Source organism: Roseibium aestuarii, from assembly GCF_008477545.1.
Taxonomy (GTDB): Bacteria; Pseudomonadota; Alphaproteobacteria; order Rhizobiales; family Stappiaceae; genus Roseibium; species Roseibium aestuarii.
In genome coordinates, this window is sequence record NZ_VORA01000004.1 from 1 (window position 1) to 25,863 (window position 25,863).

Consider the following 25,863-nt stretch of genomic DNA (forward strand, 5'->3'; position numbering starts at 1 on the left):
AAGACAGCCGGGAGAGCACCCCCATCATAACAGCATCCAAAACGAACAATCCCGGGCTTGACCCGAGATCCATGCCGTGACCGTGCCCTAAGAGCAAGGCGCATCCATCGTCGAAAGACAAGGGCATGGATTGCGGAGCCCAAGCCGGGCACTAACGGTGGGAGGTCCCTGATGAACCCTCACCCGTCGCTTGCGCGCCGACCTCTCCCGGTTTCGGGAGAGGTTGTGAGGGTCAACACCGAGCCCCGGCGGTCCTTACCTCTCCCATGCCTGGGAGAGGTCGGGCCGAAGGCCCGGGTGAGGGTTGGCCTGTCTCTCAGAAATCCGCCGTCAGGGGATCCGGGCCCAGCCGGTTGTCCGCACCGTCGAGTTTCGCAAGGGCTGCCATGTCGTCCGTGTCGAGGCTGAAATCGAAGACGTCGAAATTGGCTTTGATGCGCTCGGGGTTGGCGGATTTTGGAATGGTGACGAGCTCCATGTTCACATGCCAGCGGATGAGGATCTGCGCTGGGGTCTTTCCGTGCTTGGAGGCAATCGAGGTGACGACCGGGTTGTCCATCAGCGTGCCCTGTCCGAGCGGGCTCCAGCTCTGGGTCACGATGCCGTTTGCCTGATGGTAGGCGCGCAAGGCTGCCTGCTGGAACGTCGGATGCAGTTCGATCTGGTTGATGACGGGCTTGACCCCGGTCTCCGCAACCAGCCGGTCGATGTGCTCCGGCATGAAGTTGGAAACGCCGATGGAGGTGATCCGCCCCTCCTTCTGCAGCCGGATGAAGGCCTTCCAGGTGTCGACGAAGAGATCCTTCTTCGGTGCTGGCCAGTGGATCAGATAGAGATCCACATGGTCGGTGCCGAGCTTTTTCAGGCTCGCGTCAAAGGCCTTCAGCGTGCTGTCGTAACCCTGTTCGGAGTTCCAGAGCTTGGTGGTCAGATAGATCTGGTCCCGCGGCACGCCGGAAGACCGGATGCCTTCGCCGACACCCTGCTCGTTGCCATAGATGGCGGCCGTGTCGATCTGGCGATATCCCGCCTCGAGCGCTGCGCGAATGACCGCCGGCGCCTTGTCGTTCTCGGTCTGATAGACGCCAAGGCCCACCTGGGGAATGGACGTGCCGTCGGCAAGGGGAATCCTGGGTTGGTCGACCATGGGGAGCGCTCCGCACTGTGATGAGGGGGGACGAGGCCTCGGGCCTCGGGGAAGGGACCTCTAACGTAGGTCCGATCCCGCCGACATCAAGGCCGCGGCGCTGGCTCGTCGCGCGCGCAGGCAAGGCGTGAGGATCAGACGCCCGCCTCGAAGGCTTCGATCACCTCGATCACCTCGCGCCCGTATTTCTCGAGCTTCGACTGGCCGATGCCGGAGACCTCCAGCATGGCGGCATAGGTGCCGGGGCGGGCACGGGCGAGCCCTGCCAGGGTCGCGTCGGGGAAGACCACGTAAGGCGGCACTTCGTTGTCCCTGGCCAGCTGTGTGCGCAGGCGGCGCAGCCGCTCGAAGAGCTGCCGGTCTTCCGGGTCGAGATCGTCGGCGAGCGAGGCCGAGCGTTCGCCGCGCTGGTGGCGGATCGTCGCTGCTGCGCGGTCCTTGCGGAACCGCACCCGCTCCTCGCCGCGCAGCACCGCCCTTGCGCTCTCGGTCAGCACGAGGGCGCCGAAATTGGCGTGGTCCACGTCCATGTAGCCGGCGGCGACAAGCTGGCGCGCCACCGATTGCCACATCTTCGGACTGCGCTCCTGACCGATGCCATAGACACTCAGGGACCCGTGGCCGAAGCGGGTGACCTTCTCGTTCTCCTTGCCCAGCAGCACGTCGATCACGTGGCCCGCGCCAAAGCGCTGACCGGTGCGATAGACGGCGGACATGAACTTCTGCGCCGCTTCCATTCCGTCCCAGGTCTCCACCGGTGACAGGCAGGTGTCGCAGTTGCCGCAAGGCTCGGCCCGGAACTCGCCGAAATGCGCCAGCAGCGCCTGTCGGCGGCATCCGGCCGTCTCGCAAATGCCGAGCAGGGCGTTGAGCTTGCCGTTTTCCGCCCGCTTCACCTCTTCCGGGGCCTCACCCTCGGCGATCATTCGCCGACGCTGCACCACATCGGCCATGCCATAGGCCATCCAGGCTTCCGACGGCGCACCATCGCGGCCCGCGCGGCCGGTTTCCTGATAATAGGCCTCGACGGAAGAGGGTAGGTCGAGATGGGCGACGAAGCGCACGTCCGGCTTGTCGATGCCCATGCCGAAGGCGACGGTCGCGACCAGACACAGGCCCTCTTCCAGCAGGAAGGCGTCCTGATTCGCGGCGCGCACTTCCGCCGGCAGCCCGGCGTGATAGGGCAGGGCCTTGAAGCCTTTGGCCTTCAGCCACTCGGCGATGTCCTCGACCTTGGCGCGCGACAGGCAATAGACGATGCCGCTTTCCCCCTCGTGCCGCATCAGGAAGTCGAGAAGCTGCTGGCGCTGGTTCATCCGCTCAACGATCTCGTAGCGGATGTTCGGCCGGTCGAAGCTGGTGGTGTAGACCTGTGCGGTGCCGAGCTGCAGCCGCTCGATCAGGTCGTCGCGGGTATGCGGATCGGCGGTGGCCGTCAGTGCCACCCGCGGCACGCCGGGATAACGCGCGCCCAGAGTTGCGAGCGACAGATATTCGGGCCGGAAGTCATGCCCCCACTGGCTGACGCAATGGGCCTCGTCGATGGCGAAGAGCGCGATGTCCAGCCCGTCGAGGAAGCGGCGGAAGGCTTCGGTCGCCAGCCGCTCCGGCGTCACGTAGAGCAGCTTCAGGTCACCGGATCGGGCGCGGGCGCGGATGGCGTCCTGTTCCTCCGGCGACAGCGTGGAGTTCAGGGCCGCAGCGGAAACGCCTGCGGCCTGAAGGGCGCCGACCTGGTCCTTCATTAGGGCAATCAGCGGCGAGATCACGATGCCGATGCCGCGCCGGCACAGGGCCGGGATCTGATAGCAGAGGGACTTGCCGGCCCCGGTGGGGAACAGCACCACCGCATCGCCGCCACCCACCAGCGTGTCGATCACCTCCTTCTGCCGCCCCCGGAACTCCGGATAGCCGAAGACCTGGCGCAGCACGGCTTCGGGGCGGGGTTCGACGGACACGATGGGGGCTTCCGCAACAAGCGGCTGCGTGGAGGTCATGAGGGCAGGTTTCCTTGAGTTGCGGCTACTTTTCCTGATTTGCCGGGCCCGGGCAATGGAGCCGGGCCTCTCAAGGGGCGCGTCGGGGCGGATATCCCAAGGGGAGACGCCGGAAGCGGCGCAAAACCGCCGGTCAGAGGGTGAAGACGGCGTCCGGATCCGCGTTCAGCCGCTCGGCGCAATGGAGGCGCAGGCTGTCGGTCAGGGCCCCGAGATCGCCCGACAGGCTTTCCGGATCGATGGCCTTGCCGAAGGTCACGGTAAACCGCGCCCCGGCCTTGTTCAGCAGCTCGTTGAACACGGTCATGTCGCGCAGGTCGGTGGAGATCTGCGCCAGAAGATAGAACAGCCGCGAGTTCCGGCCGCCCATGTGCATGGGAATGATGGGCGCCCCATTCTTGCGGGCGAGCGCGATGGCGGAGGTCATCCAGGGCCGCTCGGTCAGCCGCCCCTCGTGGCGATAGGCGAGGCGCCCGGAGGGAAAGAGCACGACCACCCGGTCTTCCCGGAAGGCGCGGGCTGTCAGGGCCAGGGTCTCGCGGGTCTTCTCGCGGCTCTTGAAGTCCTGCCGCCATTCCACCGGCACGATGATATCCGCCAGCCGCGGGTTGATGCGGATGGCATCCCGGTTGGCAAAGATCGACAGGTCCCGGCGGCGCGCCTTGATCGCATCATAAAGGGCGATGCCATCGGCAATGCCGGTCGGGTGATTGCAGACGAGAACCGCAGGCCCTTCGGCGGGCACATTGTGCAGTCCGGTGGCGTGAACCTTCAGATGGAGCAGGGCGCTGAGATGGTCGAACACCTCAAGCGCGGGCAGGGACTGGATGGCCCGTGCCATGTCGACGGCCTGACGATAGCGCAGCACCTGGTAGGCGAGGGGGCGCAGCACCGGCCACCAGGGCCGCGCCATCACCGTGCGGCCCCGTTCGCGGATCAGCGTGTCGACGATGCTGCGGGCGGCCTCGGTTTCCGAGACAGTGTGATCCACTTCTGACGTGGCAAGAGAAGAGGAGATCATCGCGGCGCGGTCCTGATGTGGTGCGGGCCTGACCCGGTTCACCGGAATACGATCGGCAGCCCCGGGCGGTTCCGCCGGTCTCCCGGTGGCTCCCTGGTCAGACGCTCCAGAGTGGCGAGGTGAACAGGGCGATCACCGTGAAGAGCCCCGCGGCCCAGGAAAGCGATCTCGGCGTCGCCCGGTCGGTATAGTAGCAGGCGATGAAGATCAGCCGCAGCAGGATGAAGAGCACGGCGAGCTTGTCGATCCAGACCGGATCCCCGCCCTGGCCAAGCGCGACGAACACCGAAACGGCGAAGAAGGGAAAGGCCTCGAAGCCGTTGGCTTCGGCAGCGCGCGCCCGCGCCCGGAAGCCGCTGCGCCAATAGTCCGGGTCGCGGGGATTGGCGTTGTCGAAGGACTTGTTCAGCTTCGCCGGAAAGATCGTGGCCATGGGCAGGAGGGCGGCAACCAGCAGGCACCAGATGGCAATGGGCATTCGGGATACTCCGGGTGGAACGTCGGGTCTGTCATCTTCGGGCCGCAGGACCCGGTCAGGGTGTTGCGCAAAGACTGCCTTCCGCGCGCGATGCTGGCAAGGGGCAAGGTCGGGATGGACGCAGGCCGGACGCGAAAAGAGAAATGCAAACAACGCGATGATAACGTTGCGTCAGATCGATTCAGCTCGTTTCGGCGGGATCCATTTCGGCCTTCGTGCGTTTTTGTGATGCCTGTCACACAGGTGCCGTCGGAAGAGGGTAGAACCTGCCCCGTTGACGTGACTCCCATCCCTTTCGGAGAATGCGACGTGTCCAAGACTTCGGTCCTGTTTCTGTGCCGGGACAATGCCCTCCTGAGCCCGCTTGCGGAGGCTTATCTCAACCAACGGGGGGACGGGCTCGTGCGCGCCTTTTCGGCTGGCGTACATGGAACCCGCGATCTGGATTCCTCCGTTCCGCGCCTGCTCGGTGCCCGGGGTCTCTCCTTCGAGACCCTTGAGCCGAAGAGCTTCGAGATCTTCACCTTCCCGCACGCGCCCATGCCCGACCGGGTGATCCTGCTGGATGGCAGTGCCCTGCCGGACCTGCCGCGTCACTGGGAAGGTCATGTGGCCGTCAATGCGTGGAATGTGGCCGCCGGGATCGGCTATCCCCATTCCTTTGCTGCCGCCGGAGAGTATTTCCGCCGGATCCGCCATGCGGTTGACCGGGTGCTGGAACCCGAGCCGGTGTTCCCGACCGCCCGGGTGGCCTGAGCCGGCATCATGCTGAAAGGGCGGCCCGGAGCCGCCCTGGGGCCGCCCTGAGGCCGCCCTGGACTGGTAACCAGCCTCACCCTGTATCTCTCTCTGGGTGTCACCCCGGACAAAGGCAACGCCTGAAGATCCGGGGTCGGTGAGCCACCGAGTGAGATCGCAAGACGCGAGAGTTTCTGGGCTCTCCGATCCCGGATCGCGCTCCCGCTTGCCCGGGATGATGCATCAGGGACTTGGCCTGTGCCGACAGTCATGACGTCGAAGCGCGTCGCTCCCGGTTCTTTTCCAGATCACCCCTCAGCCTTAGCTGCGCGCTGCCACGTCCCGCCAGAGATGCGGCGCTTCGGCCAGCGCCACTTTTGCGGTGGCATCGCGCGGGTTCAGCAGACCGATCACGTCCCCGTGGTTGAAGGTCAGATTGGCGCCAAATTTCCGGGCCAGCGCCTGCATCTTGCGATTGCTCGCCAGGCAGTTGATGTACATGTGCCGTACGCCGGTGGCTTCCGCTTCCAGCAGCGTCAGTTCCATCAGCCGCGTGCCGATGCCCAGATGCCGGAAGCCCGGCTCCACGCAGAAGGCCGCCTCCGCCTGCCGGCCGCCGGGGGCGCCCTCGGTCTCCGGGAAGGCGCGCAATTCGCCCGTCCCCCGGATCAACCCGTCCTCGAAGAAGGCAAAGATCACCGTTTCCAGGGCGAAGGCGGTTTCGGAATAGCCTTCGAGGAAATGATCGGTGGCATGCATGGCAAAGCGGCTGCGCCGGGTGTCCGTGTCGAGGCGCAGCAGATGGTCGCGGAACAGCGGCTTGTCGGCCAGCGTCAGGCGACGGATCGTGCCCCGCGCCAGCGGCGGGAGAAGAAGGGTCGCATCGGTGGCCTCAGCCCGGGTGTGGGGCTCTGCAACGGGTGCCGCCAGCCAGGCCGCGTCATGGCGCATGCGCTTCTCGATGGAGAGGACGAAATCCTGAACCAGCGCATGACCTTCCAGCAAGGGCAGCATGCGCGTCAGCTGGTCTGCGCCCGTGGTCAGGCCATGGCTCAGCATGGTGCGCAGGGCCCGGGACGCATGGTCGAGGGAGGTTGCGGTCAGATCGCGCAAATCCCCGCGGAACCGGACAAGCCGAGCCGGCGTTGCGGAAGAAAGGGGGGCGAGCCTGCCGAGGCGCTGGATCCGTGCAAATGTCTGCCGGATCGGTCGGAGAGGGTCGAACGAGGACATGAGCATCGGACTCCTGAAAAAATCGGGTCCTCCCAGTGCTCCTCCAAGCCTTGGAAATATAGGCGCGTTCGATATTTTATTTCAATAACTATGTTGAATGCCGCCGGGGCTTTTGTCTTCCGGCGGTGTCTGGGCTATGAGTCTCGTCAGCAATAGCGGCGGAACAGGGATGGGAAGAACTATGAAACGTAATGTGACCTTGATGCTGGTGCTGGGTGTGGCCCTGTCGATGACGGCCTGCCAGCGGCTCTCGTCAAGCCGGAATTATGCGGCGCCCCTGCCGGCAACCCCGACGACCCCGGTCGGTCAGACGGATCTGCAACCGCTCGATCCGCTCGCCCAGCCGGCAGACGGTCAGCTGGCCGATGCGACCGCCACCGATCCGGCAGCGGCCGGCACCCAGGTTGCCGCGGCTGCGCCGTCGGGCGCCCGCTCCATCAGCCGGTCCGACATGGCTGGCGGCTGGAAGCTCGCCTCCGGTGCGGACAACTGCATGGCCTTCATGGCGCTCACCGCGTGGTCGGGCGGCTACCGTGCCAATACCCGTGGTTGCAACAGCGCCGAGCTCGGCAGCATCTCCGCCTGGGACGTCTCGGACAAGCAGGTTGTGCTGAAGAATGCCAGCGGCGGCACCGTCGCGACGCTCTATGCGTCTTCCGACGTGCAGTTCTCGGGTCAGACGGCCAGCGGCGCTCCGGTTTCCCTGAGCCGGTAGTATTTGCAGGTAGTTGCAACTTGATGTTGCGCGCGGGGCGGGGCTTGCTATTGTGTCCGGGGAGGCGAAGGACACAATGGCCAAGTACGATGCTCTGCGCGCATATCTGACGACCCTGAACGATGTTCAGTGGTGTCCCCGTCTGGACGAGATCGAGGCGATCATTGGCTCCAGATTGCCGGGCAGCGCCACCCGCCACCGCACCTGGTGGGCCAATTCCGGTGGCAATCTCGTTCACCAGAATGCCTGGCTCGATGCGGGATGGCGGGTCGACAGCGTGGATCTCGCCCGTCACCGGGTCGTCTTCCGCCGCAGCCGTCTCGGCGGGCTGGCCGGTACGGCCAGGTCCGAACCGGCGATCCAGCCCGCGCCCGAACGGCTTTCCAATCCGGAACTCGCCCGTGCCCGCGCCGCGCTCAAGGAGCCGGTGACCGTCTCGCTGCGTGCCGAGTGGACCACTGTCGGCAGTCTCGACCAGCTGGCCCGGGCTCCCGATCTTCTGGGTGAAGGCGGTGGCGTGCTGCGTGTCGTGCACCTCGGCTCCCCCAACAGCGCGTCCATTCTCATTGACTGCAACCGCCTGAGCGAGGCGCTGGACTGGCTGGTCGACGGGCAACGCCTGCCGGCGCGGGAGCTGGAGACGATGATCTCCATGCCCGGCCGCTCCGAAACGGAGGTGCAGGTGCTGCGCTCCGGCAATGCATGGCTGCTTGCCGGGGGCAAGGGCCGCAAGGCGGATCTCGGCGAAGAGCGCGAGCGTCGCATGGTGGCCGAGCTGCTGTTGCTGCAGGAACGTCAGAGCGGGCGCGGTGAGACGCTCCTGTCGCTTTAATCCTCCTCCTTGGCCAGCAGTGCCTGTTCCGCCCCGGCCGCGACGCCGGGCCGTGGTGCGACGATGCGCCGTGCCTTCGGGGCCGCGAAAGCCCTCCGCACACATCAGGAACAGTCGCCGGGCTGCTTCCGGTTGCAGGGACCGCTGCCGCAGACGGCGCTCCGTCCTGTGCTGTGCGGACGCCCCGGAAAACCTCGTCTTATTAAACCAATTTAAAGAGATATAAGACGAATTTCCGGGTCGATCTTGCGGTTCCATCGCTTGCATCTTCGCCGAATAGGTCCTATTCCCGCCGTGAAGAGCGCGGAAACTGTACCCGCCAGCCGCGAAATGCACGGACCTCGCTCAACCACGGAGCGTTACGCTTTGAAAGTCGAACTGCCGGTCAGTCGTGCCCTGCAGCACAAGTACGAAGCCCTCGTCTCCTCCGGAGAAATTTCCGAGGATCCGATCCAGCTGGATATTGTCCGTCGTCTGGATGTCCTGAACACCGAACTCTCCCAGCTCCGCCTCGCCACGAAGAAGAGCTCTCTCGGCTGGCTGTTCCGCAAGAACCGTCAGACCCCCGAGAAGGTGAAGGGCCTCTATGTCTGGGGCGGTGTCGGTCGCGGCAAGACCATGATCATGGACCTCTTCATGGAGGTCGCCGTCGTCCGCCGGAAGCGGCGTGCCCATTTTCACGAGTTCATGGCCGATGTGCACGAGCGCATCCATGCCTGGCGCCAGGCGCTGAAGCGCGGCGAGGTGAAGGGCGACGACCCGATCGCGCCGGTGGCGGCTCAGCTTGCCGAGGAAGCGCGCCTTCTCTGCTTCGATGAATTCTCCGTGACCGATATCGCCGACGCGATGATCCTGGGGCGCCTCTTCACCCAGCTGTTCCAGCTCGGGGTGGTTGTCGTGGCGACTTCGAACGTGGATCCGCAGGACCTCTATCGGGACGGCCTGAACCGTCAGCTCTTCCTGCCTTTCATCAAGTTGCTGCAGCAGAATGTCGACGTGCTCATGCTTGACAGCCCGACGGACTATCGTCTGGAGAAGCTCGCTGGCGCGCCGATCTACGTGTCGCCGCTCGGGCCCCAGGCCAAGGACCGCATGGACGATCTCTGGGGCAAGTTCACCCATGGCATGCCCGCCCATGCGGAAGAGCTGGAAGCCAAGGGCCGGAAGATCCCGGTTTCGGCCGTTGCGGCCGGCGCGGCGCGGTTTTCCTTCGAGGAACTCTGTGCCCGGCCGCTGGGCGCGGCCGACTATCTGCGCATCTGTCACGCCTATGGCACGATCTTCCTGGAAGGTGTGCCGGTCATGTCAAAGGCCCGTCGCAACGAGGCCAAGCGCTTTATCAATCTCATAGACGCCCTCTATGACAACGGCATCAAGCTCGTCATTTCTGCGGAGGCAGAACCGGACGGGCTCTATGTTGCAGAGGGCGGAACGGAGGCCTTCGAGTTCGACCGGACGGTCTCCAGACTGATCGAAATGCGGTCGGAAGCTTACCTGGCGGGTAATGTCAGGCAGTAGACGCTCAGGTTGCATTCCCATAACGTCAACTATGGGAAATGGAACAGAAGTCTAGGAAATGCGGATTCTGCGCTCCCTCGATCCATTGAGGTTGCGTAGGGCCGCCAAAGGGAGTAGTGCCATTCGCAGTCATCAGCGGATGGCATCAGGTTCCATCTTACGTAAAGGGAAACCAAAAGACATGGCGCGGAACAAGATTGCTTTGATCGGCTCTGGTCAGATCGGCGGTACGCTCGCTCATCTTGCTGGCCTGAAGGAACTGGGCGACATCGTCCTCTTCGACATTGCCGAAGGCGTGCCCCAGGGCAAGGCCCTCGACCTGGCCGAGTCTTCTCCGGTTGACGGCTTCGACGCGAAGCTGGCCGGTGCCAACGACTACGAAGCCATCGCTGGCGCCGACGTCGTCATCGTGACCGCAGGCGTGCCGCGCAAGCCGGGCATGAGCCGCGACGACCTTCTCGAAATCAACCTGAAGGTCATGGAGCAGGTCGGTGCAGGCATCGCCAAGAACGCTCCGGATGCGTTCGTGATCTGCATCACCAACCCGCTCGACGCCATGGTCTGGGCCCTGCAGAAGTTCTCCGGCCTGCCGGCGAACAAGGTCGTCGGCATGGCCGGCGTGCTGGACAGCGCCCGCTTCCGCTACTTCCTGGCGGACGAATTCAACGTCTCCGTCGAAGACGTCACCGCCTTCGTGCTGGGCGGCCACGGCGACACCATGGTGCCGCTGACCCGCTACTCCACCGTCGCCGGCATTCCGCTCCCCGATCTGGTCAAGATGGGCTGGTGCACCGCCGAGCGTCTGGAACAGATCGTTCAGCGCACCCGTGACGGTGGCGCCGAGATCGTCAGCCTGCTGAAGACCGGTTCCGCCTTCTACGCTCCGGCTTCCTCCGCCATCGCCATGGCTGAAAGCTACCTCAAGGACAAGAAGCGCGTGCTGCCCTGCGCCGCTGCTCTCGATGGCCAGTACGGCCTGAAGGACACCTATGTGGGCGTGCCGGTCGTGATCGGTGCCGGTGGCGTGGAACGCGTCATCGAGATCGACATGAACGCCGACGAAAAGGCCATGTTCGACAAGTCCGTCGCATCCGTCGACGGTCTGGTCGAGGCCTGCAAGAAGATCCAGCCGTCGCTGGCCTGATCGGCCTGCATCGGTAAAGTCTAAATCGACCGCCGCAACCCCTTGCGGCGGTCCTCCGACAACGGGGGAAACAAATGAACATTCATGAATATCAGGCCAAGGCGGTTCTGAAGGAATTCGGCGCACCGGTCGCAAGCGGTGTGGCGATCTTCTCCGCAGACGAGGCAGAAGCCGCAGCGAAGTCCCTTCCGGGTCCGCTCTGGGTCGTCAAGTCCCAGATCCACGCTGGTGGCCGCGGCAAGGGCAAGTTCAAGGAACTCGGCCCCGACGCCAAGGGCGGTGTCCGTCTGGCCTTCTCGCTCGAGGAAGTCACCAAGCACGCCAAGGAAATGCTCGGCAACACCCTGGTGACCGCTCAGACCGGCGACGCCGGCAAGGTCGTCAACCGCCTCTACATCGAGGACGGCGCCGACATCGAGCGTGAACTCTATCTCTCCATTCTCGTGGACCGTTCCGTTGGCCGTCCGGCCTTCGTGGTTTCCACCGAAGGCGGCATGGACATCGAAGCCGTCGCGCACGACACCCCGGAAAAGATCATCAATCTGGCGATCGACCCGGACACCGGCGTGACCGAAGCCGATGCCTCCAAGCTGTGCGATGCTCTGGAACTGACCGATGCCGCCCGTGAAGACGGCATGAAGCTGTTCCCGATCCTCTACAAGGCCTTCGTCGAGAAGGACATGGCGCTCCTGGAAGTGAACCCGCTGATCGTCATGAAGGACGGTCACCTGCGCGTTCTCGACGCCAAGGTCTCCTTCGACGGCAACGCCCTGTTCCGTCACCCGGAAATCGTCGAACTGCGCGACGTGACCGAGGAAGACGCCAAGGAAATCGAAGCGTCCAAGTATGATCTGGCCTATGTTGCCCTCGACGGCGACATCGGCTGCATGGTGAACGGCGCCGGTCTGGCGATGGCCACCATGGACATCATCAAGCTCTACGGCGCAGAGCCGGCCAACTTCCTCGACGTTGGTGGTGGTGCCACCAAGGAGAAGGTGACGGCCGCGTTCAAGATCATCACCTCCGATCCGAACGTGAAGGGCATCCTGGTCAACATCTTCGGCGGCATCATGCGCTGCGACGTGATCGCCGAAGGCGTTCTCGCTGCGGTGAAGGAAGTCGGCCTGCAGGTTCCGCTCGTTGTTCGCCTCGAAGGCACCAACGTCGACCTCGGCAAGAAGATCATCAGCGAAAGCGGTCTGAACGTGATCGCCGCCGACGACCTCGACGACGCCGCCCAGAAGATCGTGAAAGCCGTGAAGGGGGGCGCATAATGTCCATCCTCGTCAATAAAGACACGAAAATCATCGTTCAGGGCCTGACCGGCAAGACCGGCACGTTCCACACGGAACAGGCCCTGCAGTATTACGGCACCAAGATGGTGGCCGGCGTGCATCCGAAGAAGGGCGGCGAAAGCTGGACCTCCGGCGTGGATGCCTCGGCCTCGCTCCCGATCTTCACCTCCGTTGGTGAAGCCCGCGAAGCCACCGGCGCCGACGCTTCCGTGATCTACGTTCCGCCCGCAGGGGCCGGCGCTGCGATCATCGAAGCCATCGATGCGGAAGTTCCGTTCATCGTCTGCATCACCGAAGGCATTCCGGTTGCCGACATGGTCAAGGTCAAGGCGAAGCTTGAGAAGTCCAAGTCCCGCCTGCTCGGCCCGAACTGCCCCGGCATCCTGACCCCTGAAGAGTGCAAGATCGGCATCATGCCGGGCTCCATCTTCAAGAAGGGCTCCGTCGGCGTGGTATCCCGCTCCGGCACCCTGACCTACGAAGCCGTGTTCCAGACCTCCAACGCTGGCCTCGGCCAGACGACGGCAGTCGGCATCGGCGGCGACCCGGTCAAGGGCACCGAGTTCATCGACGTCCTGGAAATGTTCCTGGCCGATGATGAGACCAAGTCCATCATCATGATCGGCGAAATCGGCGGCTCTGCTGAAGAAGAAGCAGCACAGTTCCTGATCGACGAAGCCAAGAAGGGCCGCAAGAAGCCGATGGCCGGCTTCATCGCGGGCCGTACGGCTCCTCCGGGCCGCACCATGGGTCACGCAGGTGCCGTGATCTCCGGCGGCAAGGGTGGCGCGGAAGACAAGATTGCGGCCATGGAAGCGGCCGGCATTCGCGTCAGCCCGTCCCCGGCGAAGCTCGGCGAGACCCTGCTTGAGGTTCTCAAGGGTTAAACCCACTTAAATGTCAGGCGCACGCGACGTAAATTGTTTACGCTCCACGCGCCAAGATGGCACTCTTGGTCGAGACGCTTAACAGGCGCCTCGACCTGCATTTCGGGGGGTCGGTTCCGATCGCCGGCCTCGAAGGACAAACCGAAAAGGGACCCTGGCCCTCCAGGCCCCTTCAGAACAAGGGCGGAGCACCCCTCCGCTGGATGGACATGGCACGGCAGGAAGCGAACAACGTATTCGCACTGACGTCGTTGCTTTACGGCGCCAACGCAGCCTATATCGAAGACCTCTACGCGCAGTTCAAGGAGAACCCGCCCTCGGTCGATGCCGAGTGGCAGGACTTCTTCAACGCCTTCCAAGACGCCAAGGAAGACGTCCTCAAGGAAGCGCGCGGGGCAACCTGGAAGCGCAAGGACTGGCCGCTCGCCGAAGGTGGCGATCTGGTCAATGCCTGTGACGGCAACTGGGCTCCGGTAGAAAAGAAGCTCGGCGACAAGCTCAAGACCAAGGCTGAAGCCAAGGGCGCTCCGATGACGGACGCTCAGGTGCATCAGGCCACCCGTGACAGCGTGCGCGCGCTGATGATGATCCGCGCCTATCGCATGCGCGGCCATCTGCACGCCGACCTCGATCCGCTGCGCCTGGCCACCCCCGGCGACCACGAGGAACTGCACCCCTCGTCCTACGGCTTCACCGATGCCGACTGGGACCGCAAGATCTTCATCGACCACGTGCTCGGGCTGGAATACGCCACCCTGCGCGAGATGATGGAAATCCTGAAGCGCACCTACTGCTCCACCCTGGGCGTCGAATTCATGCACATCTCCGATCCGGCCGCCAAGGCCTGGATCCAGGAGCGCATCGAAGGTCCGGACAAGCAGGTTGCCTTCACCAAGGAAGGCAAGAAGGCCATCCTGAACAAGCTGGTCGAGGCCGAAGGCTTCGAGAAGTTCCTCGATGTGAAATACACCGGCACCAAGCGCTTCGGCCTGGACGGTGGCGAGGCGCTCATCCCGGCTCTCGAACAGATCATCAAGCGCGGCGGCCAGATGGGCCTGAAGGAAATCGTTCTCGGCATGGCCCACCGCGGCCGCCTGAACGTGCTCTCCCAGGTCATGGGCAAGCCGCACCGCGCCATCTTCCACGAGTTCAAGGGCGGCTCCTACGCCCCGGACGATGTGGAAGGCTCGGGCGACGTGAAGTACCACCTCGGTGCGTCTTCCGACCGCTCCTTCGACGACAACAACGTCCACCTGTCGCTGACCGCCAACCCGTCCCACCTGGAAATCGTGAACCCGGTGGTGCTCGGCAAGGCCCGCGCCAAGCAGGACCAGCTCGCAGCCGTCGACGGCAAGTGGCTGATGGACACGACCGAGACCGACCGCACCTCCGTGCTGCCGCTGCTCCTCCACGGCGACGCGGCCTTTGCCGGCCAGGGCGTGGTGGCGGAATGCTTCGGCCTGTCCGCCCTGCGCGGTCATCGCACCGGCGGTTCGATCCACGTTATCATCAACAACCAGATCGGCTTCACCACGAACCCGCGCTTCTCGCGTTCCTCGCCCTATCCGTCCGATATGGCGAAGGTCATCGAGGCGCCGATCTTCCACGTCAATGCCGACGATCCGGAAGCCGTGACCTTCGCGGCCAAGATCGCCATCGAGTACCGTCAGCTCTTCGGTCGCCCGGTGGTCATCGACATGATCTGCTACCGCCGCTTCGGCCACAACGAAGGCGACGAGCCGGCGTTCACCCAGCCGATCATGTACCGCAAGATTCGCAAGCACCCGACCACCCTGCAGCTCTATTCCGAGCGCCTGGTGAAGGAAGGTGTCGTCAGCGCCGACGAGGTCGAGCAGATGAAGGCCGACTGGCGCGCTCATCTGGACGGCGAGTTCGAGGCCGGTCAGGCCTTCAAGCCGAACAAGGCCGACTGGCTGGACGGCAAGTGGTCGGGCCTCAAGCGGGCTGACGACGAGGAAGATCCCCGTCGTGGCACCACCGGCGTTCCGACTGACGAGCTCAAGCACATCGGTCACAAGCTGACCCAGGTGCCGGAAGGCTTCAACGTTCACCGCACCATCGGCCGGTTCCTCAAGAACCGCGAAACGATGGTGGAAACCGGTGAAGGTCTGGATTGGGCCATGGCCGAGGCGCTCGCCTTCGGCAGCCTGCTGCAGGAAGGCTATGCGGTGCGTCTGTCCGGTCAGGACTGCGAACGCGGCACCTTCTCCCAGCGCCACACCGTGCTCTACGATCAGGAAGACGAGAAGCGGTTCATTCCGCTGAACAGCCTGAAGGAAGGCCAGGCCCGCTACGAGGTCATCAACTCGATGCTCTCCGAAGAAGCGGTGCTCGGCTTCGAATACGGCTATTCCCTGTCCGAACCCAACGCCCTGACCCTGTGGGAAGCCCAGTTCGGTGACTTCGCCAACGGCGCTCAGGTGGTGTTCGACCAGTTCATCTCGTCCGGTGAACGCAAGTGGCTGCGCATGTCCGGTCTCGTCTGCCTTCTGCCGCATGGCTATGAAGGTCAGGGTCCGGAACACTCCTCCGCCCGTCTGGAGCGCTATCTCCAGCTCTGCGCGGAAGACAACATGCAGGTCGCCAACTGCACGACCCCGGCGAACTACTTCCACATCCTGCGCCGTCAGATCCACCGCGAGATCCGCAAGCCGCTGATCCTCATGACGCCGAAGTCCCTGCTGCGCCACAAGCGCGCCGTGTCCAAGCTCTCCGAGCTGGCCGAGCAGAGCACCTTCCACCGTCTGCTGTGGGACGACGCGGAAATGGGGACCTCGGAAACCAAGCTGGTGTCCGACGACAAGATCCGTCGCGTCGTGCTCTGCTCGGGCAAGGTCTACTACGATCTGCTCGACGAGCGTGAGAAGCGCGGCATCGACGACGTCTACCTGATGCGTGTGGAACAGCTCTATCCGTTCCCGAAGAAGGCGCTCTCCCACGAGCTGAACCGCTTCCGCAACGCGGACGTGGTCTGGTGTCAGGAAGAGCCCAAGAACATGGGTTCGTGGTTCTTCGTGGAGCCCTACATCGAGTGGGTTCTCGAGCAGATCGATGCCAAGGTGAAGCGTCCGCGTTACGTCGGCCGTGCAGCCTCCGCATCCACTGCGACGGGCCTGATGTCGACCCACCTGGCCCAGCTCCAGGCGTTCCTCGACGACGCATTCGCGAAGTAATCCGTCTTGAACGGCGGGGGGCGGCAAGCCCCCCGACCCCGAAATTGGCCAGGCAAATTTTAAGAGAAGGCGACCATGGCAACCGAAATCCGCGTGCCCACGCTGGGCGAATCCGTGACCGAAGCGACCATCGCTCAGTGGTTCAAGAAGCCCGGCGACGCCATCCAGGCGGACGAGCCGATCGTCGAACTGGAAACCGACAAGGTGACCGTTGAAGTGCCGGCTCCGGCATCCGGCACCCTGGAAAGCATCATCGTCAACGTCGGCGACACCGTCGAAGTCGGCGCGCTCCTTGGCCTGATCGCCAATGGCGCTGCTACCGCTGCCTCCGCGCCGGCACCCAAGGCTGCTGCTGCACCGGCCCCGGCCGCTGCCTCCGCGGCCCTGGTTGACGTGGTGACCCCGTCCGCAGGCGAAAGCGTGACCGAAGCCGAAGTCGGCGCATGGAGCGTCAAGGTCGGTGATGTGGTCAAGGCCGACGACACCCTCGTCGAGCTGGAAACCGACAAGGCCGCTCAGGAAGTTCCGGCTCCGATCGCCGGCACCGTGGTCAAGATCGCTGCCCAGACCGGCGACACCGTCCAGCCGGGCGTTCTGCTCTGCCAGATCGATCCGTCCGGTTCTGCCGTGGTCGCCCCGGCAGCTGCTGCCTCCGCACCGGCTCCGGCCGCAGCTCCGGCTGCCGGCTCGTCCATGTCCCCGGCACCGTCTGCCGCCAAGATGATGGCCGAGAAGAACATCTCTGCCGATCAGGTTGCCGGCTCCGGCAAGCGTGGCCAGATCCTCAAGGGTGACGTGATCGCCGCCGCCGCTGCCGGCATCAGCGCCGCTCCGGCTGCTGCTGCTCCCGCTCCGCGTGGTCCGGTGAATGCCGCCGACGAAAGCCGCGAAGAGCGCGTCCGCATGACCAAGCTGCGCCAGACCATCGCGCGCCGCCTGAAGGACGCCCAGAACACCGCCGCCATGCTGACCACCTACAACGAGGTGGACATGGGCCCGGTCATGGAACTGCGCAAGCAGTACAAGGACCTGTTCGAGAAGAAGCACGGCGTGAAGCTCGGCTTCATGGGCTTCTTCACCAAGGCCGTCTGCCACGCCCTGAAGGAAATCCCGGCGATCAACGCCGAGATCGACGGCACGGACGTGATCTACAAGAACTTCTGCCACATCGGCGTGGCCGTTGGCACCGACAAGGGCCTGGTGGTTCCGATCGTTCGCGATGCCGACCAGATGTCCATTGCCGAGATCGAGCAGGAAATCGGCAACCTGGGCAAGAAGGCCCGTGACGGCAAGCTCAGCATGGCCGACATGTCCGGCGGCACCTTCACCATCTCCAACGGTGGTGTCTATGGCTCGCTGATGTCCTCGCCGATCCTGAACGCTCCGCAGTCCGGCATCCTGGGCATGCACAAGATCCAGGAACGTCCGATGGCCGTGAACGGTCAGGTCGTCATCCGCCCGATGATGTACCTCGCCCTGTCCTACGACCACCGCATCGTCGACGGCAAGGAAGCCGTGACCTTCCTGGTCCGCGTCAAGGAAAGCCTGGAAGATCCGCAGCGTCTGGTGCTGGATCTCTGAGGGTCTGACAACCGATCGGGGAAGCGGAGCCACTCCGCTTCCCCGCTTTCGTTAAATGTTCCGGCGGAAACGAGTTCCGCACCCCCGGCCCGACCCTGCGGGCCGAAACTGTAAAAAGGCAAAGGCGACCGAAATGTCCCAATATGATCTTGTCGTCATCGGATCCGGCCCCGGCGGCTATGTTTGCGCCATCAAGGCAGCTCAGCTCGGCCTGAAGACCGCCATCGTCGAGAAGCGCAAGACCCATGGCGGCACCTGCCTCAACGTGGGCTGCATTCCGTCCAAGGCCCTGCTGCACGCCTCCGAGATGTTCGCCGAAGCCGGCCATGGTTTCGAGAAGCTGGGCATCAAGGTGTCCAAGCCGAAGCTCGACCTCGAAGCGATGATGAAGCACAAGGAAGACGTGATCGACGCCAATGTCGGCGGCGTGGCCTTCCTGCTGAAGAAGAACAAGATCGAAGCCCATCACGGCACCGGCAAGATCCTGGCCGCCGGCAAGGTGGAAGTCACCGCCGAAGACGGCTCCGTCACCGTGCTGGACACGAAGAACATCGTGATCGCCACCGGTTCCGACGTGATGCCGCTGCCGGGCGTCGAGATCGACGAGAAGCATGTGGTCTCCTCCACCGGTGCGCTTGAGCTGGACAAGGTTCCGGGCAAGCTGGTCGTTGTCGGCGGCGGCGTGATCGGCCTGGAGCTGGGCTCCGTCTGGGGCCGTCTGGGCGCGGAAGTCACCGTGGTGGAGTTCATGGACAAGATCCTTGGCCCCATGGACGGAGACGTCTCCAAGCAGTTCCAGCGCATGCTCAAGAAGCAGGGCATGGACTTCAAGCTCTCCTCCAAGGTCACCGGCGTTGAGAAGAAGGGCAAGCATCTGGAAGTCACCGTGGAACCGGCCAAGGGCGGTGAAGCGGAAGTTCTCGAAGCCGATGTGGTGCTCGTCGCCATCGGCCGCCGACCCTACACCGCCGGCCTCGGGCTGGACGCGGTGGGCGTGGCCCTCGACGAGCGCGGCCGGGTTAAGACCGACGGACACTACAAGACCACCGTCGACGGCATCTATGCCATCGGTGATGTGATCGTCGGCCCGATGCTCGCTCACAAGGCGGAAGACGAAGGCGTGGCCGTGGCCGAAATGCTGGCCGGCCAGAAGCCCCACGTGAACTACGACGTCATTCCGGGCGTGGTCTACACCCAGCCGGAAGTTGCCTCCGTCGGCAAGACTGAGGAAGAGCTGAAGGCAGCTGGCGTGACCTACAAGGCCGGCAAGTTCGCCTTCGCCGCCAATGGCCGCGCCCGCGCCATGAACTTCACCGACGGCTTCGTCAAGGTTCTGGCCGATGCGGAGACCGACAAGGTTCTCGGCGTTCACATCGTCGGCTTCGGCGCCGGCGAAATGATCCACGAAGCGGCCGTCCTGATGGAATTCGGCGGCTCTTCCGAAGATCTCGGCCGCACCTGCCACGCGCACCCGACCATGTCGGAAGCCGTCAAGGAAGCCGCCATGGCAACCTTCGGCAAGCCGATCCACTCCTGATCGGATCCCGGATACGGAACAGGAAAGGCCGGAGCAGCAATGCTCCGGCTTTTTTGTATTCGCAGGGCAGGAACAACTGTCTCTGTCTCAAACCGCCCAGTAAGGGTCCCGCCGGAATGCGTTCGAGAGGAAGCCCATGAGCAGGGTCACTCTCTTCAGGTCCCGCAGGTCCGGGTGAGTCAGAACCCAGAGGCAGTTCGGCGGGGCGAGCGGGTAGGCGAACAGCCGGGAAAGATCACTGCGGCGCATGTCGTCGGGCAGAAGGGTGGCGCCATGTCCCTCTGCTGCCAGGCTTGCAATGGTGGTCAAGTCATCACAGCACACGGCGGACAACGGCTGGCCGCCTGCCAAAATGGTGCCATAGGCAGGGTGCCGGGCCAGCTGGCCTGCAGGCGCGATCAGTCTGTGCTGGGGAAGATCCTCAACGCTTTGTAGAGGGGCGTTCGTTTTCAGATAGGCAGGGGCTGCATAGACTGCCCAATCGATGCTCAGGATACGGCGTCCCCAGAGTTGCTCCGGTGGGGCTTCGGCAACGCGCAGAGCCACATCTGCGCTGCGGTCAGACATGTTCATTTCCTGATTGGACACCAGGAGCTCAACGGAAATGTCCGGTTGGGCTTCGGAAAATTGGGCCAGATAGCGCGGCAGCACGGTACAGGCGAAGCTGTAGGGAGCCGTGAGGCGGACAGTGCCGCCCGCACTCTCGTCCCGCCCAGCCACGCGCCGGTCGATTTCTTCAAACGACCGGACGATGCCGATACCTATTTCCCGCATCTCGTTTCCTGCATCCGTGAGCAGATATCGGCCTTTGACACGGTCAAAGAGGCGCGTTCCTACCTGTTCCTCCAGCGCGGACATGTGTCGGAAGACGGTGGCATGGCTGACACCGATACGCTTGGCGGCTTTGACGAGGGAGCCTGTCTCACAAACAGCGAGAAAGACCTTTACGGCATTCCAATCCATTTTCATTTCATATTTGCAATTGATGGTCTTAATAATGTCTATCGATATCGAAAATGCAACATTATATCTTTGGTCTGTCGCTTAAACACGGACTTTGGAAGGTTGGAAAATGATTGGATATACGTCTCTGGGAACTGCGGATCTTGCGCGTGCCGCTGTGTTTTATGACGCTCTTTTCGAGGATCTCGGTGCCAAGCGGATCATGACGTTTGATGACTTTATCGTCTGGGCTGGTGAGAACGGTGGTACAGCCTTCTCGGTGCATCTGCCCGAGAACGGAAAGCGGTATTCCGTCGGAAATGGCGTGATGATCGCTCTTTCTGCCAAGGGAAAGGAGCAGGTGGAAAAGATCCACGCCAAGGCCCTGGAGCTTGGGGCGAGTGATGAAGGCAAGCCTGGTTATCGTGCGGAAGGATTTTATGCAGCGTATTTTCGCGATCCTGACGGAAATAAGCTGAACATCCATCATATGGCCGGCTGACCGATGCCGGCGGAGCGCTACAGGATCGTAGGGCACAGATTGTGCCCCTACGTTCAACGTGTGGTGATCACGATGCTCGTGAAAGGCATGGCATTTGATCGGATCGATATCGATCTGGATGCCAAGCCGGATTGGCTACCGGATATCTCACCGGGCGGCAAGGTCCCGGTGCTTGAAGTTCTCCCTGGCATTTGGCTATTTGAGTCCGGCGTCATCGCCAAGTATCTGGACAGTATATCGGGAGGCGGTCTGTTGCCATCCGAGCCTCTTCCCAGGGCGCAATATGAAGCTTGGCTCAGCTATATTGATGGCCTGTTGAGCATCGTCGCCCGCGTCATTTATCGCGATGAAGGTCAAGCCGCAGTACAACGCTCTTTGGGGGAGCTGAGAGCGTCTCTTCCTATCCTTGCCGAGCGGATCTCTTCAAGCGGCTACCTTGCAGCTGACAGCTTCGGTCTTCTGGATGCAGTTCTGGCAACCTTGTTCCGATACTTTCCTGTCCTGAGCCAATTGCCGGGAGGTGAGGGTTTAACGAGCCTGCCAGATATGCTGGCCGGATGGTGGGAGAGGGTAAAACTCCTGCCGTTCGTTCAGGCAGCGGTTCCCGGTACCTATGAGCAGGAACTGATCAGTTTGATTGCTGCTCAGACCGGTTACGCCGGGCGTGCTTTCCGCGCCGGTAGCGTTTCCTGAGGAAGACGGAGCACGGGCTGGGTGGGAGAGCGTGAAGCCTGTCCTGCTCAGTGATCCCCGTCGCAGTGGCGATGATCTGACAGGGCCTTCATCACGTTGCAGTCGGCGATGGGGTGATGGCCGTCGCAGCTGGAGGCGATGCGGGCGAGTTCCCCTTCCAGCCGCTTGAGCCTTTCGATGCGGGCGCGCACCTCCACGAGCTGCTCGGCAGCGATCCGGTCTACCCGGGCACAGGGCGCTTCCGGATGGGCAGAGAGTTCGAGAAGGTCGCGGATGGCCTCCATCGAGAGACCCAGATCCCGGCCGTGGCGAATGAAGGCCAGCCTCTCCCGGTCCCGCTCCTGATAGCGGCGCTGGTTGCCCTCGGTCCGGATCGGCGGATCGATCAGCCCCTCCGCCTCGTAATAGCGGATGGTCGGCACCTTCACACCCGTCGCCCGGGCCAGCGCTCCGATCGAATAAATCATGCAGCCCTCTTGAACCTCTAGTCGCTAGAGGAATTACATAGGGGGAGACACAGCGCAAATGAAGTCCGATTCTGGAGAAAGATCCCATGGGAGCCTGTTGCGGCCACGACCATTCCGCCAGCTTTGACGGCATGAATGCAGACTACAAGCGGCGTCTCTGGGCGGTCATCGCGCTCAACGCGGGCATGTTCGTGGTCGAGATGGTGGCGGGCCAGGCGGCGGGGTCCAAGGCGCTCCAGGCCGATGCTCTGGACTTCTTCGGCGATGCCATGACCTACGGCATTTCGCTGGCGGTGATCGGCTCCAGCCTGCGCATCCGCTCCACGGCCGCATTGGCCAAGGGCGTCTCGCTTCTGCTGATGGGTCTCTGGGTCGCAGGCTCAACCCTGTGGCGGGTCTTCACCGTCGGCCTGCCGGAGGCTGAGGTCATGGGCGTGGTCGGCATGATGGCGCTGGCGGCCAATGTGGCGAGTGTCCTTCTGCTCATGCGCTACAAGGACGGGGATGCCAATGTGCGGTCCGTCTGGCTGTGCTCGCGCAACGATGCCATCGGCAACGTGGCCGTGATGATTGCGGCCCTCGGCGTGTGGGGCACGGCTTCCGGCTGGCCGGATCTGATTGTGGCGGGGATCATGGCCGCGCTCTTCCTCTCCTCGGCCATCCAGATTCTGGCGCGGGGCTGGGCGGAATATCGCTCTCCAGAAGGGGCGGGGGCAGCAAGCTGTGCCGCGGATCACGAGCACCACGAGCATGGCCATGCTCACACCCGCGAACCGGCCCATGATCACGTCCACGGGCATTCGCACTGAGGCGCAGAGAGGCTATTTCCGGCGCAGGCTGTAGGTCTCCTCGGTGCGGGTCCGTTCCGCATCGTGGGAGACCTCGGTGATCTTTGCGTCCAGCCTGTCACCGGCGCCACGGATCTCCAGCAGCTTCGTCATGTAGAAGCCGATGAGCGTGGCGCGCAGGCCGCCACCGTCACGAAATTCTGCCGTGGTCCAGCCCCACTTGCAGTCCCTGGGAATGCAGGAGGTGAAGGCGCGCACCCGGGCGTGGACCTGATTGTTCTCGCAGCGGGTTTCAACCTCGAGCCGGGTCAGTTCCTTCGGCCTGGCGCGATCGTTGATCCAGATGCCGTGTTCGGGAAGCGGGCAATAGATGCGCGGGCGCTCCGGCGTGACCGGGCTTTGTGCCCGTGCCGGAAGGGGGGCTGCCAGGAAGCCTGCGCACAGGGCCAGCAGAACGGCAAGGCGCGGCAAGAGGACATCTCTGGATGGCATGGTGCATCTCCGTGACCTCAGAGTGCATGGCCCGGGTGAAGGAAGCGTTAACACCTTGGTAAGCATTCGAAGGGTCGCAGACGGCAAATGCGGCAATGTCCCGGGGCGGGAGGCGACCGAAGAGGGAGGCCAGGGCGGCGCGCGAGGCGAACCTGACCCTGGCACAATCTCCATTCACCGCGGGCGGAGCCCACGGCGCTGATCTTCTCGAAGAAAAGGATCAGAAATCCTGCGGATCTTTCCCGCAGTGGCCCGGATCGGATGGGGAAGAAGTTCCCTCTGGCAGGTCATCCGGGCCAGTCGGGCAGTCTGTCGACTGCCCTTGCGTGCCGCTTAGCGCTTGCGAGCGCCTGCAGCCAGACCTTCGCGCTGAGCCAGCTTGCGCGCAGCCTTGCGGGCGCGGCGGACGGCTTCACCCTTTTCGCGGGTGCGCTTTTCGGAGGGCTTCTCGTAGGAGCGGCGGGCCTTCATTTCACGGAAAACGCCTTCACGCTGCAGCTTCTTCTTCAGAACGCGGAGGGCCTGGTCGACATTGTTATCACGAACGAGAACTTGCAAGTTATCTCCTTCACTTCAAGATGGGGTTGACGGGAGGCGTGGTCCGCAGGCGCGCAGGAACGCGCACGTCGGGCCGGAGCCGTGAGCGCGCGACCCTAGCAGCTTTTTCCCAGAATGCACCCCCTGAGGCCGAAAAAACGCAAAAAATCGCCATTCGTTCCGGCCTTTTGCACCGGCCTATCCCGTAGTTTTCCCGAGGGTGACCATGGGTCAGGAGCGGTGCCGCGGGTGGGCCCGGTCATAGGCATCGAGCAGCCGGGCGCTGTCGATCTCCGTGTAGATCTGGGTGCTTGAAAGCGATGCGTGTCCCAGAAGCTCCTGAATGGTGCGCAGATCGCCACCACCTGCCAGAAGGTGGCTGGCGAAGGAATGCCGCAGGGCATGGGGTGTGGCACTGGCCGGCAGGCCGAGGGCGGATCGCATCTTTTCCATGGCCCTCTGCACCAGGCGCGGGTTCAGCGGACCGCCGCGCACCCCCACGAAGAGCGGTCCGTTGCCGCTCACCGCATGCGGGCAGAGCTTCAGATAGGTCGCCACGGCCTGTCCCACGGCGGGCAGCAGCGGCACGATGCGCTCCTTGCCGCCCTTGCCCCGGATCTTCAAGGTCCGGCTCTCCGGTTCCGGCGCCTGGGAGGCCGTGAGCGACAGGGCTTCCGAAATGCGCAGGCCGCAACCATAGAGCAGGGTCAGGACGGCCGCGTTGCGCGCCTCTACCCAGGGCTCGGCCTCAAGGGCGAGATCGCTGCTGACGATCTCCATGGCATCGCTGGCCGAGACCGGCTTGGGCAGCGACTTGCCCTGACGCGGTGGGCGCACCGCCGAGGAGGCCGCCGCATTGACCTCGCCGCGCCGTTCCAGAAACCCGAGGAAGGAGCGGATACCGGCCAGACCGCGGGCGAGTGACCGGCTCTGGGCGCCGGACTGGCGCCGGCGGGCCATGAAGGCGCGGAAGTCGGAGGGTTTGAGGTCGGCGAGATCCGCAACACCGGGCGCGCCGCCCAGATGATCGGTCAGGAACCGCAGGAACTGGCGCACGTCGCGCTCATAGGCGACAAGCGTCTTGTCGGCGAGGCGCCGCTCTTCTCCCAGATGGTCGAGCCACTGGGTCAGGCGCTGGTTGAGATCCGGGCGCGCAATGACGAGGAGCTGATCGGAAGCGGAGGCGGCGGTAGACATGCCCCCTTGTGTCACGCAACGCGCAAAGGGTGCGTTAACGCTGGCGGATACGAAAAACCCGGCGCTCGGGAGAGGCCGGGTTTATCGAGAGTGTATTGGCGCCCCGTCCACCCTGTTCTCGCGGTCCCGGACGAAGCGTCAGCGAAGATCCGGGACCCGGTGCCACGTCTCCCGTTGATGGCGACGCATTCCGGTTCCCGGCTCAAGGCCGGGAAAGCAGGGGTGGATGGCGTAGGCGACTGCCTCAGACGATCTTCTGACCGGTCTTCGCCCAGTCGGCGAGGAAGGTTTCGAGGCCCTTGTCGGTCAGCGGGTGCTTGACCAGAGCCTTGAGGGTGGACGGCGGAATGGTGGCCACATCGGCGCCGACCAGCGCGCATTCCTTCACGTGATTCGGCGTGCGGATGGAGGCAGCCAGGATCTCGGTCTTGAAGTCGTAGTTGTCATAGATGGTGCGGATCTCGGCGATCAGCTCCATGCCGTCCATGTTGATGTCGTCCAGACGGCCGATGAACGGGGAGATGTAGGTCGCACCGGCCTTGGCAGCCAGCAGGGCCTGGTTGGCCGAGAAGCAGAGGGTGACGTTGGTCTTGTGGCCCTGGCTGGTGAGCGCCTTGCAGGCCTTCAGGCCGTCGAGGGTCAGCGGCAGCTTGATCACGACGTTGTCGGCGATCTTCACCAGCTCGGCGGCTTCCTTCATCATGCCGTCGAAGTCGGTGGCAGCGACTTCCGCGGAGACGTCGCCCTTGGTGATCTGGCAGATCTCGGCGATGACTTCCTTGAAGTCGCGGCCGGACTTGGCGATCAGGGACGGGTTGGTGGTCACCCCGTCCAGAAGGCCGGTGGCTTCCAGATCACGGATTTCGGCGGTGTCGGCGGTGTCGACAAAGAATTTCATGGGTTGTGCTCCCTTGTGCGCGCCCGTTAA

At 63.7% G+C, this 25,863-nt stretch carries 24 protein-coding genes; 13 read left to right on the plus strand and 11 right to left on the minus strand.

Annotated features, from left to right (window positions below; translation table 11 throughout):
• Positions 1–316 precede the first annotated feature (316 nt).
• The 4 genes from FR728_RS14410 to FR728_RS14425 form a co-directional block, all read right to left on the minus strand.
• Complete coding sequence (locus FR728_RS14410) at positions 317–1,147, minus strand: aldo/keto reductase (RefSeq protein ID WP_149893443.1); 831 nt, start codon at positions 1,145–1,147, stop codon at positions 317–319.
• A gap of 134 nt (positions 1,148–1,281) precedes the next feature.
• A complete protein-coding gene (recQ, locus tag FR728_RS14415; protein WP_149893444.1) occupies positions 1,282–3,144 on the minus strand; it encodes a DNA helicase RecQ in 1,863 nt (620 codons plus the stop codon).
• Positions 3,145–3,277: 133 nt separating this feature from the next.
• Positions 3,278–4,165, minus strand: a complete 888-nt coding sequence (locus FR728_RS14420; protein ID WP_149893445.1) for a 1-acyl-sn-glycerol-3-phosphate acyltransferase — start codon at positions 4,163–4,165, stop codon at positions 3,278–3,280.
• Positions 4,166–4,262: 97 nt separating this feature from the next.
• Positions 4,263–4,643 carry an MAPEG family protein gene (locus FR728_RS14425; RefSeq protein ID WP_149893446.1) on the minus strand — a complete coding sequence of 127 codons (381 nt, stop codon included), beginning with the start codon at positions 4,641–4,643 and terminating at the stop codon, positions 4,263–4,265.
• 309 nt (positions 4,644–4,952) lie between these two features.
• On the opposite strand from FR728_RS14425, the gene FR728_RS14430 reads away from it, so the two are divergent.
• Entirely contained in the window at positions 4,953–5,399 is a 447-nt protein-coding gene (locus FR728_RS14430; RefSeq protein ID WP_208998838.1) for an arsenate-mycothiol transferase ArsC, read from the plus strand.
• Between the two features lie 303 nt (positions 5,400–5,702).
• On the opposite strand, the gene FR728_RS14435 is transcribed toward FR728_RS14430, so the two are convergent.
• Entirely contained in the window at positions 5,703–6,494 is a 792-nt protein-coding gene (locus FR728_RS14435) for a GNAT family N-acetyltransferase (protein WP_208998839.1), read from the minus strand.
• A gap of 301 nt (positions 6,495–6,795) precedes the next feature.
• On the opposite strand from FR728_RS14435, the gene FR728_RS14440 reads away from it, so the two are divergent.
• The 9 genes from FR728_RS14440 (at position 6,796) to lpdA (ending at position 19,317) form a co-directional block, all read left to right on the plus strand.
• Positions 6,796–7,329 carry a protease inhibitor Inh/omp19 family protein gene (locus FR728_RS14440; RefSeq protein ID WP_149893447.1) on the plus strand — a complete coding sequence of 178 codons (534 nt, stop codon included), beginning with the start codon at positions 6,796–6,798 and terminating at the stop codon, positions 7,327–7,329.
• A 76-nt stretch (positions 7,330–7,405) separates the two neighbouring features.
• Positions 7,406–8,161 (plus strand): DUF7662 domain-containing protein, encoded by a 756-nt coding sequence (locus tag FR728_RS14445; RefSeq protein WP_149893448.1) that lies wholly within the window; start codon positions 7,406–7,408, stop codon positions 8,159–8,161.
• 366 nt (positions 8,162–8,527) lie between these two features.
• On the plus strand, positions 8,528–9,679 hold the full coding sequence (gene zapE / locus FR728_RS14450) for a cell division protein ZapE (RefSeq protein ID WP_377176319.1): 1,152 nt from the start codon (positions 8,528–8,530) through the stop codon (positions 9,677–9,679).
• Between the two features lie 181 nt (positions 9,680–9,860).
• The gene (mdh, locus tag FR728_RS14455; protein WP_149893450.1) at positions 9,861–10,823 is read left to right on the plus strand and encodes a malate dehydrogenase; all 963 of its coding nucleotides are present in this window, start codon (positions 9,861–9,863) and stop codon (positions 10,821–10,823) included.
• 74 nt (positions 10,824–10,897) lie between these two features.
• On the plus strand, positions 10,898–12,097 hold the full coding sequence (gene sucC, locus FR728_RS14460) for an ADP-forming succinate--CoA ligase subunit beta (RefSeq protein ID WP_149893451.1): 1,200 nt from the start codon (positions 10,898–10,900) through the stop codon (positions 12,095–12,097).
• Positions 12,097–13,005, plus strand: coding sequence for a succinate--CoA ligase subunit alpha (gene sucD / locus FR728_RS14465; RefSeq protein WP_149893452.1), 909 nt, complete (start codon positions 12,097–12,099; stop codon positions 13,003–13,005). Before sucC ends, sucD begins: the two co-directional genes overlap by 1 nt.
• A 209-nt stretch (positions 13,006–13,214) precedes the next feature.
• Positions 13,215–16,199 (plus strand): 2-oxoglutarate dehydrogenase E1 component, encoded by a 2,985-nt coding sequence (locus FR728_RS14470; protein WP_149893453.1) that lies wholly within the window; start codon positions 13,215–13,217, stop codon positions 16,197–16,199.
• Between the two features lie 75 nt (positions 16,200–16,274).
• Positions 16,275–17,780 (plus strand): 2-oxoglutarate dehydrogenase complex dihydrolipoyllysine-residue succinyltransferase, encoded by a 1,506-nt coding sequence (gene odhB, locus FR728_RS14475; RefSeq protein WP_149893454.1) that lies wholly within the window; start codon positions 16,275–16,277, stop codon positions 17,778–17,780.
• 133 nt (positions 17,781–17,913) lie between these two features.
• Complete coding sequence (gene lpdA, locus FR728_RS14480) at positions 17,914–19,317, plus strand: dihydrolipoyl dehydrogenase (protein WP_149893455.1); 1,404 nt, start codon at positions 17,914–17,916, stop codon at positions 19,315–19,317.
• Between the two features lie 87 nt (positions 19,318–19,404).
• Here lpdA and FR728_RS14485 read toward each other — a convergent pair whose 3' ends face one another.
• The gene (locus FR728_RS14485) at positions 19,405–20,280 is read right to left on the minus strand and encodes a LysR family transcriptional regulator (RefSeq protein WP_188318916.1); all 876 of its coding nucleotides are present in this window, start codon (positions 20,278–20,280) and stop codon (positions 19,405–19,407) included.
• Positions 20,281–20,389: 109 nt separating this feature from the next.
• Here FR728_RS14485 and FR728_RS14490 point away from each other — a divergent pair, with 109 nt between their 5' ends.
• Both FR728_RS14490 and FR728_RS14495 read left to right on the plus strand, forming a co-directional pair.
• Positions 20,390–20,761, plus strand: a complete 372-nt coding sequence (locus tag FR728_RS14490; protein ID WP_149893457.1) for a VOC family protein — start codon at positions 20,390–20,392, stop codon at positions 20,759–20,761.
• Between the two features lie 3 nt (positions 20,762–20,764).
• The gene (locus FR728_RS14495) at positions 20,765–21,454 is read left to right on the plus strand and encodes a glutathione S-transferase family protein (RefSeq protein ID WP_149893458.1); all 690 of its coding nucleotides are present in this window, start codon (positions 20,765–20,767) and stop codon (positions 21,452–21,454) included.
• 47 nt (positions 21,455–21,501) lie between these two features.
• Here the strand turns inward: FR728_RS14495 and FR728_RS14500 are convergent, their stop codons facing one another.
• Positions 21,502–21,921: a MerR family transcriptional regulator gene (locus FR728_RS14500; protein WP_149893459.1), complete on the minus strand. Its 420-nt coding sequence runs from the start codon at positions 21,919–21,921 to the stop codon at positions 21,502–21,504.
• A gap of 86 nt (positions 21,922–22,007) precedes the next feature.
• Here FR728_RS14500 and FR728_RS14505 point away from each other — a divergent pair, with 86 nt between their 5' ends.
• Entirely contained in the window at positions 22,008–22,730 is a 723-nt protein-coding gene (locus tag FR728_RS14505; RefSeq protein WP_149893460.1) for a cation efflux transmembrane domain-containing protein, read from the plus strand.
• 12 nt (positions 22,731–22,742) lie between these two features.
• On the opposite strand, the gene FR728_RS14510 is transcribed toward FR728_RS14505, so the two are convergent.
• From FR728_RS14510 to fsa, 4 genes are all read right to left on the minus strand, one after another.
• A complete protein-coding gene (locus tag FR728_RS14510; RefSeq protein ID WP_208998840.1) occupies positions 22,743–23,201 on the minus strand; it encodes a hypothetical protein in 459 nt (152 codons plus the stop codon).
• 333 nt (positions 23,202–23,534) lie between these two features.
• Positions 23,535–23,759, minus strand: a complete 225-nt coding sequence (gene rpsU, locus FR728_RS14515; RefSeq protein WP_149893461.1) for a 30S ribosomal protein S21 — start codon at positions 23,757–23,759, stop codon at positions 23,535–23,537.
• A gap of 210 nt (positions 23,760–23,969) precedes the next feature.
• A complete protein-coding gene (locus FR728_RS14520; RefSeq protein WP_149893462.1) occupies positions 23,970–24,935 on the minus strand; it encodes a tyrosine recombinase XerC in 966 nt (321 codons plus the stop codon).
• Between the two features lie 244 nt (positions 24,936–25,179).
• Positions 25,180–25,833: a fructose-6-phosphate aldolase gene (gene fsa, locus FR728_RS14525; RefSeq protein ID WP_149893463.1), complete on the minus strand. Its 654-nt coding sequence runs from the start codon at positions 25,831–25,833 to the stop codon at positions 25,180–25,182.
• Between the last annotated feature and the right edge of the window lie 30 nt (positions 25,834–25,863).

Bases quoted from the DNA above. Each gene is read 5' to 3' on its own strand.
- FR728_RS14410 (WP_149893443.1), bottom strand. From the start codon at position 1,147: ATGGTCGACCAACCCAGGATTCCCCTTGCCGACGGCACGTCCATTCCC.
- recQ (WP_149893444.1), bottom strand. From the start codon at position 3,144: ATGACCTCCACGCAGCCGCTTGTTGCGGAAGCCCCCATCGTGTCCGTC.
- FR728_RS14420 (WP_149893445.1), bottom strand. From the start codon at position 4,165: ATGATCTCCTCTTCTCTTGCCACGTCAGAAGTGGATCACACTGTCTCG.
- FR728_RS14425 (WP_149893446.1), bottom strand. From the start codon at position 4,643: ATGCCCATTGCCATCTGGTGCCTGCTGGTTGCCGCCCTCCTGCCCATG.
- FR728_RS14440 (WP_149893447.1), top strand. From the start codon at position 6,796: ATGAAACGTAATGTGACCTTGATGCTGGTGCTGGGTGTGGCCCTGTCG.
- FR728_RS14445 (WP_149893448.1), top strand. From the start codon at position 7,406: ATGGCCAAGTACGATGCTCTGCGCGCATATCTGACGACCCTGAACGAT.
- mdh (WP_149893450.1), top strand. From the start codon at position 9,861: ATGGCGCGGAACAAGATTGCTTTGATCGGCTCTGGTCAGATCGGCGGT.
- sucC (WP_149893451.1), top strand. From the start codon at position 10,898: ATGAACATTCATGAATATCAGGCCAAGGCGGTTCTGAAGGAATTCGGC.
- sucD (WP_149893452.1), top strand. From the start codon at position 12,097: ATGTCCATCCTCGTCAATAAAGACACGAAAATCATCGTTCAGGGCCTG.
- FR728_RS14470 (WP_149893453.1), top strand. From the start codon at position 13,215: ATGGCACGGCAGGAAGCGAACAACGTATTCGCACTGACGTCGTTGCTT.
- odhB (WP_149893454.1), top strand. From the start codon at position 16,275: ATGGCAACCGAAATCCGCGTGCCCACGCTGGGCGAATCCGTGACCGAA.
- lpdA (WP_149893455.1), top strand. From the start codon at position 17,914: ATGTCCCAATATGATCTTGTCGTCATCGGATCCGGCCCCGGCGGCTAT.
- FR728_RS14485 (WP_188318916.1), bottom strand. From the start codon at position 20,280: ATGGATTGGAATGCCGTAAAGGTCTTTCTCGCTGTTTGTGAGACAGGC.
- FR728_RS14490 (WP_149893457.1), top strand. From the start codon at position 20,390: ATGATTGGATATACGTCTCTGGGAACTGCGGATCTTGCGCGTGCCGCT.
- FR728_RS14495 (WP_149893458.1), top strand. From the start codon at position 20,765: ATGCCGGCGGAGCGCTACAGGATCGTAGGGCACAGATTGTGCCCCTAC.
- FR728_RS14500 (WP_149893459.1), bottom strand. From the start codon at position 21,921: ATGATTTATTCGATCGGAGCGCTGGCCCGGGCGACGGGTGTGAAGGTG.
- FR728_RS14505 (WP_149893460.1), top strand. From the start codon at position 22,008: ATGGGAGCCTGTTGCGGCCACGACCATTCCGCCAGCTTTGACGGCATG.
- FR728_RS14510 (WP_208998840.1), bottom strand. From the start codon at position 23,201: ATGCCATCCAGAGATGTCCTCTTGCCGCGCCTTGCCGTTCTGCTGGCC.
- FR728_RS14520 (WP_149893462.1), bottom strand. From the start codon at position 24,935: ATGTCTACCGCCGCCTCCGCTTCCGATCAGCTCCTCGTCATTGCGCGC.
- fsa (WP_149893463.1), bottom strand. From the start codon at position 25,833: ATGAAATTCTTTGTCGACACCGCCGACACCGCCGAAATCCGTGATCTG.